Consider the following 9,429-nt stretch of genomic DNA (forward strand, 5'->3'; position numbering starts at 1 on the left):
TTGCGAGAATTCACGAAGACCATGCTGCCGCTATGGTGTGCAATCGGAACTGAGCGGTTATGAAGTCTGCGACTATCCCTGATTCCGGTGCAAGTTCATGAAATTCCGCTTTTCACTGACCGTTCTCATGGTCGCCCTGTCGTTTCCGGGGCGGGCAGCAGTTCTAGGCACCATCGAAACCGAGCAGGACGATGGCTCCCGGTCGGTGGTTGAAATTCTGGATGAACCTCAAAGCGTCGGCAAATGCGACGGCGCTTATGCCGCCGCAGCCTATGTCACGGAGGGCGATTTTTCCCTGCCTGCCGGAAAAGGATGCTGGAAGGTGCTCGGATCGGCGGACATGCTGAAGCTGGAAATCGTGTTGAGCGCCACGGAGGAACGTGTCGTGAGCGGCGTTCCGCTGAACAAGGTCAAGTTCCGGGAAGATGGTCGAAAAGCTTTTGAGGAACTAACGGGCAATCCGGGGCACTCAGGACCGCCGATGCCGCTCCAATCCATCGATTAATGCCAGCAAGCCAAAATCGAACAGGTTCTCCGGGCCGTCGGCATCCAGCACGGCGATAGCTTCGGCGATTTTTGGCGTCGCGGCTATGTTCGCCGCATCGGAAGCCGTGCTTTCGTGCATGTCAGCTTGTTGTTCCAGCGCCGAACCGACAACGTAATGGCTGATGGCGATCAGCGCGCGCGCTGCATCTGCGGGCGTGAATCCCGCCTGAACCAGAAACCCGATCTGGGCTTCCGCCTGTCCCATCTGATTGTTGGTCGGGCGCGTTCCGGCATGGATGCGCGCACCGTCGCGGTAGGTCAGCAAGGCTCGCCGGAAACTGCGCGCATTTTCAATCAGGAACTGACGCCAGTTCTCCCCGGCGCGCGGCAGGGCGCGGTCGTGATGTTCGGCCAGAATCGTTTCGGCAAGAGCATCGAGCAAGACACGCTTATTCTTGAAATGCCAGTAGAGCGCGGGCTGCTGTACGCCCAGCCGTTCCGCGAGACGGCGTGTCGTCAGGCCCTCTTCTCCAACTTCATTCAGTAATTCCAGTGCCGTGCGTATCACGGCGTCGCGATGCAGTTTTGCCAATGTGGTTCATCCAATCCGTTGCCTCTTGACAATTTATCATCGATAAATTTTAAGTCCAGCGACTTATCAGTGATAAATTATGAGGCTGGCATGAACCGCACATTGATGATTGTTCTGGCTGTTGCGGCGCTGGATGCGGCTGGCATCGGTCTGGTGATGCCTGTTCTCCCGAGCTTGCTGCGCGATGTGGCCCATACGGACGATGTGGCGGGGCACTACGGAATATTGTTGTCGCTCTATGCGCTGATGCAGGTTTTCTTCGCGCCTGTACTCGGGCGAATGGCTGATCGTTTTGGCCGCAAGCCCGTTTTGCTTGGGTCGCTGATCGGGGCAACCATCGATTATGCGATCATGTCTGCCGCGCCCCATCTCTGGGTTCTCTATATCGGCCGTATCCTGTCGGGCGTGATGGGGGCAACGATGGCGGTGGGCGGTGCCTGCATCGCCGACACGATGGAGGAGGGAACGCGCGCCCGAGCTTTCGGCTGGCTGGGCGCGTGTTATGGCGGCGGCATGATTCTCGGGCCGGTTATCGGCGGCGCATTGGGCAATGTGTCGCCGACAGCACCCTTCGCGGCGGCGGCCTTTGTCAGTGGCTGCATGGCTTTGGCGGTTTACCTGCTTATGCCTCGGCTCCGCCCGGAGACCGAACAGGAGCCGCAGACAGAAGGATTGCTGAAAGCCTTTTTGCCGTCCGGTGTGCAAAAGGGGCTGAAGCCGTTGCTATGGGTGTTTTTCATTCTGCAACTGGTGGGGCAGGTGCCTGCTGCATTGTGGGTGATCTTCACCGAAGATCGATTCCATTGGGACACGACCTATGTCGGCCTGTCGCTTGCGGCCTTCGGTCTGCTGCATGCCCTGTTCCAATGGTTGGGCACGGGCCGTCTTGTCGCGGCGATTGGAGCCGGATGCACGATAATGATAGGGATCATCGCTGACGGGGTGGGCATGGCATCCCTCGCCATCGCTACGCAAGACTGGATGGTCCCGCCGATTCTCATCCTGCTGGCCTTTGGCGGGATAGCGATGCCTGCCTTGCAATCAATACTGTCGGACCGGACCAGCCATGACCGGCAAGGTGCGCTTCAGGGAACTCTCGCGAGCCTTACCAATATCAGTGCCGTTGTCGGGCCGGTCGTTTTCACGGCCCTTTATTCAATGACAGCCGCCAGTTGGAATGGATGGGTATGGCTGGTGGGGCCAGCCGTCTATCTGCTGGCTGTTCCGTCTATGATGCTCGTCCGGAATCAGCCGGTGCGTTTGCCGTCAAGAAGATGAGTGTTCGCGAAATCGACGATCGCCTTGTCCAGTGACTTCCAGTCGCCCAGCATGGAGCGGGGGAAACGATAGAGTATCTGCAAGTCGCGTCCGAACTGGACGTCGCGTTCGCATGAATTGAAGCTTTCCGCCGCGCTGTCGGCGAGGCATCGCGCGACAAATTCCGGCTTGCCGCTGCTCGTGTCGGACAGGAGCAGTTCCTCGCCCTTGTAGCCGCTGTTTTCCAGAAACCGGTGTGCCGTCAGGTTTCCGGGGGCGGCTTCCCCATCGGGATCTATCAGTTCGGCGTAGATCGGCAGGTAACGCCCGCTCATGTCGCGGGACATGGTGCGCTGTTCGATCGACATGAAAATCAGGTGCCGCTTCGGGGTCAGAAGGTTGAAGATGGCGCGGTCGCGTTCCGTATAGCCGGTAAGCCCCGGCCAGCGGGCATAAAGATCAAGGCGACCCGTCACCCCGCCGCGCCGTTGATTCGAGAAGCGGATCATATTGGCGGGAATCGAGAGGACATTGTTGCCGATGATGATCTCATAGGCTTGCGTACTGGCGGAATGTCCGCCGCGGGCAATCAGCGGGCCGAGCAGGCGCCCGCCTATATTGATGGCGACCGAAAGGAGAACCAGCGCGACAACGGCCAGCAGCAGCCAGCCGAAGAGCCGGTTGCTCGTTTTCGAGGCGGTGTAGTCGCGTGCTGTTTCCATTTGGCCAGAATATCTGTCTTCTATGGTTAACAGAGCGTGAAACCGCGCTTGTCTGGCCGCCTGAAACGGCTTAGCGATTCAATATCGAGTTTGCAGATGGAGGAAGAACTATGCCGATCTATGCTTATAACGGTCACAAGCCGCAATTCACGGACCGCAGCAGCAACTGGATCGCGCCTGATGCGACCCTGATCGGCAAGATCGTCGTGGGTGAAAATGCCGGGTTCTGGTTCGGCGCTGTCTTGCGAGGCGATAATGAGCCGATCACCATTGGCGACGACACCAATGTTCAGGAACACACTATCATGCATACCGATATCGGCTTTCCGCTCACGGTGGGGAAGGGCTGCACCATCGGTCATCGGGCGATTCTTCATGGCTGCACGGTTGGCGACAATACGCTGATCGGCATGGGCGCGATCGTTCTCAATGGAGCGAAGATCGGAAAGAACTGCCTGATCGGGGCAGGGGCTCTTGTGACCGAGGGCAAGGACATACCGGATAATTCGCTCGTCGTCGGTTCTCCAGCAAGGGTTCTCCGGGAGCTGGACGAGGCAGCGGTGGAAAAACTCAAACTATCGGCAGAGCATTATGTGGAGAAGGCGCGGTCCTTCATGCGCGGCCTGGAACCTGCCTGAAATGGAAAGGACGGGGCCAGAGGGAGGCTGGCTTCCCGTCCTTTTCGATTTGGCCTTTTGATCAGTTCTTGATGCTGCCGACGAGAAGTTCGCGGTCGCTCTTGATCGAGACCCAGCTGCCGGTGTTGGTGGCCGACTGGCGCTTGAGATAGGTATAGTCGGTCTTGTTCCAGGCGAGGACGCGGCTATCGAGATTGTCGAGAATGAAGTCGCCGCGGTCGGTGCGGACGGTCAAAACCGCGTGGCCTTCGCCATTCGGCTGGCGGACAACCGTGAAAAGCAGCGTATTGGCCGGGATGCCGAGCGCCATCAGCTCGCGACGCTTTAAAAGCATATAGTCGTCGCAATCGCCGACCGTCGTCGGATATTCCCAATATTCCTCGCGGCCCCAGGCTTCCATGTCGGTCATCGGCGCGATCTTTTCGTTGACGCTCGCATTGACCGTGATGATCTGCTTCCAGATTTCCGGCGTCAGCTTCAGCATGTTGCTGTTGCGGCTGGTGATATTGCATTCGGACTTGTAGCGGTCGCAGAATTCATAATGGCCGATTGGCTGCGACGTGCGTTCGCCGGTGGTCATCCACGGTGAGTTGGAGGCGGGGCTTGCGGCTTCTGCCAGTCCGATTCCCAGCAGCATCAAAATGGCTGCGATGATGGTCTGCTTCGTCATTCTTTTGTCTCCCTGTTGGGGACCAAGATGACTTAGACAATTTGAAGGCACGCAAATTTACGCGCGAAAATGCGAGTCAAATTCGATTAAAAGTGCAATTAACGCTGAAACTTTTTGTCAACGAACGGACAAATTCAGGGCAAACTGGGCTGTTTTTGTGGCTTTTCTGTGATTCCGGCCTTTTTGGGGTTTGCCATTCCGTAACCTTGACGCGAATTCATCTTTGGACCAGCGGCTTTCAGCCAAAAAGATTGTCCAGTGTCGTGCTGGTCTGGATGGTAGCGAATTCGATTGCGAAACCACCTTGAAAATGGCGGACGACAGTGCCCCGGATCGGCCCGAGCATGACGCCGCTCTTGATCGGGGGCTTGAACTCGCTTTCGATAGCCGCACCGGAAAGCGAAAGGTCGGCGATGCGGCACAGTCTTTGCGTACCGTCGCCGAAAGTGATGTTGTGCCGGGTCTTGCGCGGGGCAACGCGTTCGTGGCGGCGGTCCTCAGGAAGAGCAAGTTCGTGCTTGTTGGCAAGCCAGGTCAGCTGGGCGGAAAGCTTGTCTTTCTTCTGTTCGGAGGTCGACAGGAGAATGTGAAAGCCTTCAGAGGTAACCTCATTGGCAATTCCTTCAATCCGCCCCACATGGTCGACATAGGCGATGATCCGCTCGCCGTTTCGCGGTGTCGCTATGCCGCTCAACAGGGCCGTGCCGGGCGACATACGCTTGATAATGCATGGAAATTCGCTGCGATCTTCCAACATGTAACGACCGTTGAGATCGACATTCACGGCGTTGAAGTTTTCCTGCCGCACAGTGGTCGCAGAAGATGCCGCAGCAAATCTGTTCATCAAAGTCGATCCATTCCGAATTTCCGCACTCTCATTACCCGTGACAATATAGTAGCCGTCGATAAAGAGAAATCGCGATTTCAACCGGGTTTCAGGCTTTGCCGCCCTTGATGACGCGAAGTTTGGGCGCCGCATGCGGCTCCGTCAGGCGAATATTCGTCCACTCCCGGCCTGTTCGAGGGGCGTTGACCCTGATGGCTGCCGATTTCCGGATGTCGTCGGCCAGAATCAGATCGGGCGCCACCGGCTCGATAGAGTTCAAATGGCCGAGCACGATTGGGTCGGCGCCGACCCATGTGACGGAATCAAGCACGGCGATGCTGCCGAGAAGACTTGTCCGCACGCCGGGCGTTTCGAGCGGGGCGAGGAACATTTCAAGCCTGAGGCTTCGTCCGGACATGCTGATTCCGGCATGCGAAACGAGGGCAGGGATCTCAAGGGAAGTCACGTTTTGCGTCAGTTCGCGGAGAGCTGTTCGATCACGCTCCGACCAGAGCGAGAGGAACCGGGTGTTCTTCAGTTCCCGCCCGAAAAGGGTGCAGATGCGTGTTCCCGCCAGACGAAACGACAAATCGCCGTGTTTGTCAGCTTCAAGGAAGAAGAGATCGGATAGATGGCGTCCGAGCTTGCGCGGCTCGATCCGTTCGCGTGTCGGTGCGCGAAAGGTGCCGCGTTCCGTGCGGGCCAAGCGCTGCCATTCGCTGAAAATCGCGATCGTACTGCGGTGTTTCATCTTGCGCCGTTGGTTTGTTCGTGAAAGGCGGAAGCTGGCTCCGCTGCTGAACGCATTAAAATAGTATTAACGGCGAGTATGCCAGTTTAACCCTTTCTTCATCCACCGGGCTCGTTCGTTAAGGTTAATAATAAGTAATGGTTGCGCAATTTTAAAAGACGCGCTTTGATGAGACTTCAGACGAAGCCTTTGACTTGCTTGGCGTTTTTCTGAGCTCCAGATTTGAATTTCGCGAAAGATTTCTGTTCGCGTCAAGGCCGGTCGGGAACCTCCGTCGGCCTTTATTTTTAACAAATTGTGCCCTATCAACGTTCAACCCCATGCAAACGGCTGCTTCAAGCTGGTTGCGGGTGTTTCGCATAAAGTAAAGGGCAGCAGTTCATGAGCGTTCCCCAGCCGGAAATGAACGGCACCAACCGACAGTCGGACGGCAGCGAGCCGATATTCAATATTCCGGGCGTGGTGGTAGCTTTGATCGGCCTGTGCGCCGCAGTCTATATCTATCAGAACTACCTCATCAGCGAGCAGCAGAACTATGAGTTCATGCTGAATTTCGCGCTTATTCCAGCACGATTCTCTCTTGCGGATGGCTTTACCGATCCGGCGGCGCTTTTCACGCTGATCAGCTATTCCTTCATGCATGGCGGCATCGCTCATATTGCCGTCAACATGATCTGGCTGGCAGCCTTTGGCTCCCCGCTCGCGGGCCGCATCGGCACCGGGCGGATGATTATTTTCTGGATATTCACTTCGGTGATTGCCGGCCTGACCCATTATGCGATCTATCCAGACAGCGTTTCGCCGATGGTGGGCGCATCGGGCGCCATTTCAGGCATGATGGGTGCCGCCGCACGCTATGGTTTCCGTCGTATAGGCCACGGGCGCAGATCGGAGTTCGCAGGCCCTGTTCTTCCGGTAGGGCTGACCCTGACGCTGAAGCCTGTGCTGACTTTTGTCGGGGTCTGGTTCGTGATCAACATCATCACCGGTCTTTATTCGACGGGCGGCGCGGATTTTTCCGGCATTGCCTGGGAAGCGCATATAGGCGGCTTCATTGCCGGGTTCTTCGGCATTTCGCTGATGGATCGCCCACGCAGTTATGATGCCGTGCTGAGGCGATAGATTCCCGTCTCCCCATTCGATGCCACTTGCCAATCTGACGTTCGAAGCGCACCATCATGGAACGTGGTGGGAGGAACTGCGTTCTGCTTCATACGGCGCTGGAGCGTCCGAAGCAGCAAGTGCTAAATCTTGGAGGGACTTTGGCATGACCGTAAGATCGATTCTCGAAACAAAGGGCAGGGATGTGGTGATAATCGCGCCTGCCGATACGCTATCCCACGCTGTCGCGATGTTGAACAAACACAAGATCGGTGCGCTGGTGGTGTGCGACGAGGCCGGTCGAATCAAGGGCATTCTGTCTGAGCGCGATGTCGTGCGTGCTGTCGCCGCACAGGAAACCAAAGCTATGAGCATGCCGGTTGCCGAAGTCATGACCGCGAAAGTGCAGGTCTGCCGGGAACACCATACAATCAATCAGGTGATGGAGATCATGACGCGAAGCCGTTTCCGCCATATGCCGGTGGAAGAAGGCGGCAAGCTCGTGGGAATTGTTTCAATCGGCGACGTAGTGAAGCGGCGCATCGAGGATGTCGAGCGCGAGGCGGAAGATATCCGTACCTATATCGCAACCGCTTGAGAGCCTGTTCTAAAAATCGCGCTCGTGTGACCGCAATATGCCGCTTTTGATTCAGGCTCCGATTGGCTTGTCCCATATCTCCCGGCAGGAAACCGGCCGGGAGGCATTTATCGGAAAATAAAATCGAATCAACGCGCGCGGAGATATCGCTCGGCGGCATAAAGGGAAATCGCTGCGGCATTCGACACATTGAGCGACTTGATTTCACCCGGCATGTCGAGACGGGCGAGCGCGGTGACGGTTTCGCGCGTCTTTTGGCGCAGGCCTTTGCCTTCTGCACCGAGGACCAGAGCGATTCGTCCGCCGGACAAGGTGGCTTCCATCTCCAGTGGACCTTCCGAATCAAGGCCGATTGTCTGGAAGCCAAGGCTATGCAACTCTTCGATCGCTTCGGCGAGATTGCGCACTTCGATATGCGAGATCATTTCAAGCGCGCCGGAGGCGGCTTTCGCCAGAACGCCGGTTTCCTGGGGGCTGTGGCGGCTTGTGGTAATCAGCGCGCCAGCACCAAACGCGACGGCTGAACGCATGATCGCGCCGACATTGTGCGGGTCTGTCACCTGATCGAGAACGAGAAGCAGGGGGCTGTCCTTGAGTTCCGACAGTTTTCTGGCGCGAAGCGGTTCTGCTTCGATCATGACGCCTTGATGGACAGCCTCGGACCCCGTTTCCTTGTCTATATCGCGCGGATCGACGATCTCGACCGGGAAGGGAAGAGATTCGGCTTCTCCGATTTCCAGCCGGGCGAAGCCGTTTCGCGTGGCGCGCATGCGCAATATGTTGCGTTCCGGGTTTTCCACGGCGGCGCGAACTGTATGAAGGCCATAAAGGCGAACGGTTCCCTCCGTCACGGCGCTCGCCGAAATGGTTGGGCGTTGCGGCTTGCGCGGTGATTTGCCTTCGGTCACGGCCTTCTGGTCGCGATGCTGGCGGCGCAGGCGCGCATAATGAGAATCTTTTGGTGTGCGGGGCGGGTTTTGATCGGTCATGGCGTGCTTATAGCTCTTTAGAAGGGCGGAAGATAGCGGCTTGCCCCGCAAATGCTATCAGGCTGTTATGATTGCAAAATAATTCGCAAAGCCCGGTTTAGCGGGCTTTCTTGCCCTATGGACGGCCAGAGGCGGGCGATGTTTCCACGGCGTTGTGGGTGAACATGCATTCTTTTCGCTTTTACCCTGTTGACAGCGGATAAGCTTATCGTCATAAGGCCCCTCGCGGATCGACGGCTGGCCCAACAGTCAGCCAGAAGCCCCGCGGAAATGCCTAGTCGCTCGACTCTGCTGATAGTGATATCTGGAGGGATGCCCGAGTGGTTAAAGGGGACGGACTGTAAATCCGTTGGCTATGCCTACGTTGGTTCAAATCCAACTCCCTCCACCACTGTCGGATCAGAGTTAAGAGTGCGCGGGTATAGCTCAATGGTAGAGCAGCAGCCTTCCAAGCTGAATACGCGGGTTCGATTCCCGCTACCCGCTCCAAAAATTTCAGGGCGGTTTGGCGTGTAAGGAATCATCGACGGGCGGTTCGCCGTTCCGTTTTGGCATAAATGCTGGTCCGGAAGCCAAAAGGCTTTTGTGCTGGCGCTTGAGCGGTTCTAGAACAAAGAGAACAACGGCGATGGCAAAGAGCAAATTCGAACGTACGAAACCCCACGTTAACATCGGCACGATTGGTCACGTTGACCATGGCAAGACGTCGCTGACTGCAGCGATCACGAAGTACTTTGGTGACTTCAAGGCCTATGACCAGATCGACGCAGCGCCGGAAGAAAAGGCGCGCGGCATCACG

12 protein-coding genes and 2 tRNA genes are annotated in these 9,429 nt (G+C 56.9%); 8 read left to right on the plus strand and 6 right to left on the minus strand.

Features of this window, described 5'->3' with window-relative positions:
* The first annotated feature begins 97 nt into the window (after positions 1-97).
* Positions 98-505, plus strand: a complete 408-nt coding sequence (locus AC0TNJ_RS18165) for a hypothetical protein (RefSeq protein ID WP_473771924.1) — start codon at positions 98-100, stop codon at positions 503-505.
* On the opposite strand, the gene tetR is transcribed toward AC0TNJ_RS18165, so the two are convergent.
* Complete coding sequence (gene tetR / locus AC0TNJ_RS18170) at positions 470-1,078, minus strand: tetracycline resistance transcriptional repressor TetR (protein WP_473771925.1); 609 nt, start codon at positions 1,076-1,078, stop codon at positions 470-472. The genes AC0TNJ_RS18165 and tetR overlap by 36 nt on opposite strands.
* A 90-nt stretch (positions 1,079-1,168) precedes the next feature.
* Between tetR and tet the strand changes: the two genes are divergently transcribed.
* Complete coding sequence (tet, locus tag AC0TNJ_RS18175; RefSeq protein ID WP_473771926.1) at positions 1,169-2,356, plus strand: Tet(A)/Tet(B)/Tet(C) family tetracycline efflux MFS transporter; 1,188 nt, start codon at positions 1,169-1,171, stop codon at positions 2,354-2,356.
* Here tet and AC0TNJ_RS18180 read toward each other — a convergent pair.
* Positions 2,326-3,057, minus strand: a complete 732-nt coding sequence (locus AC0TNJ_RS18180) for a hypothetical protein (protein WP_473771927.1) — start codon at positions 3,055-3,057, stop codon at positions 2,326-2,328. The genes tet and AC0TNJ_RS18180 overlap by 31 nt on opposite strands.
* Before the next feature lie 110 nt (positions 3,058-3,167).
* Here AC0TNJ_RS18180 and AC0TNJ_RS18185 point away from each other — a divergent pair, with 110 nt between their 5' ends.
* Positions 3,168-3,695, plus strand: coding sequence for a gamma carbonic anhydrase family protein (locus AC0TNJ_RS18185; RefSeq protein WP_473771928.1), 528 nt, complete (start codon positions 3,168-3,170; stop codon positions 3,693-3,695).
* A gap of 61 nt (positions 3,696-3,756) precedes the next feature.
* On the opposite strand, the gene AC0TNJ_RS18190 is transcribed toward AC0TNJ_RS18185, so the two are convergent.
* The 3 genes from AC0TNJ_RS18190 to AC0TNJ_RS18200 all read right to left on the minus strand — a co-directional run bounded on the left by AC0TNJ_RS18190 (position 3,757) and on the right by AC0TNJ_RS18200 (position 5,942).
* Positions 3,757-4,365 (minus strand): transglutaminase-like cysteine peptidase, encoded by a 609-nt coding sequence (locus AC0TNJ_RS18190; RefSeq protein WP_473771929.1) that lies wholly within the window; start codon positions 4,363-4,365, stop codon positions 3,757-3,759.
* Between the two features lie 238 nt (positions 4,366-4,603).
* Positions 4,604-5,209, minus strand: a complete 606-nt coding sequence (locus AC0TNJ_RS18195; RefSeq protein WP_473769495.1) for a PilZ domain-containing protein — start codon at positions 5,207-5,209, stop codon at positions 4,604-4,606.
* 91 nt (positions 5,210-5,300) lie between these two features.
* Complete coding sequence (locus AC0TNJ_RS18200; protein WP_473771930.1) at positions 5,301-5,942, minus strand: PAS domain-containing protein; 642 nt, start codon at positions 5,940-5,942, stop codon at positions 5,301-5,303.
* 381 nt (positions 5,943-6,323) lie between these two features.
* Between AC0TNJ_RS18200 and AC0TNJ_RS18205 the strand changes: the two genes are divergently transcribed.
* Both AC0TNJ_RS18205 and AC0TNJ_RS18210 read left to right on the plus strand, forming a co-directional pair.
* Complete coding sequence (locus AC0TNJ_RS18205; protein WP_473771931.1) at positions 6,324-7,064, plus strand: rhomboid family intramembrane serine protease; 741 nt, start codon at positions 6,324-6,326, stop codon at positions 7,062-7,064.
* 145 nt (positions 7,065-7,209) lie between these two features.
* The gene (locus AC0TNJ_RS18210; protein WP_122002410.1) at positions 7,210-7,641 is read left to right on the plus strand and encodes a CBS domain-containing protein; all 432 of its coding nucleotides are present in this window, start codon (positions 7,210-7,212) and stop codon (positions 7,639-7,641) included.
* A gap of 128 nt (positions 7,642-7,769) precedes the next feature.
* Here AC0TNJ_RS18210 and rlmB read toward each other — a convergent pair whose 3' ends face one another.
* Positions 7,770-8,630, minus strand: a complete 861-nt coding sequence (gene rlmB / locus AC0TNJ_RS18215; RefSeq protein WP_473769492.1) for a 23S rRNA (guanosine(2251)-2'-O)-methyltransferase RlmB — start codon at positions 8,628-8,630, stop codon at positions 7,770-7,772.
* 306 nt (positions 8,631-8,936) lie between these two features.
* Here rlmB and AC0TNJ_RS18220 point away from each other — a divergent pair.
* The 3 genes from AC0TNJ_RS18220 to AC0TNJ_RS18230 form a co-directional block, all read left to right on the plus strand.
* Positions 8,937-9,021: transfer RNA gene (locus AC0TNJ_RS18220), tRNA-Tyr, on the plus strand.
* A 24-nt stretch (positions 9,022-9,045) separates the two neighbouring features.
* Positions 9,046-9,119: transfer RNA gene (locus tag AC0TNJ_RS18225), tRNA-Gly, on the plus strand.
* Positions 9,120-9,258: 139 nt separating this feature from the next.
* The coding region (locus AC0TNJ_RS18230) for a GTP-binding protein (protein ID WP_473769868.1) at positions 9,259-9,429 on the plus strand (171 nt) is incomplete at its 3' end.

This window comes from Ochrobactrum sp. PL_is483 (assembly GCF_055816855.1).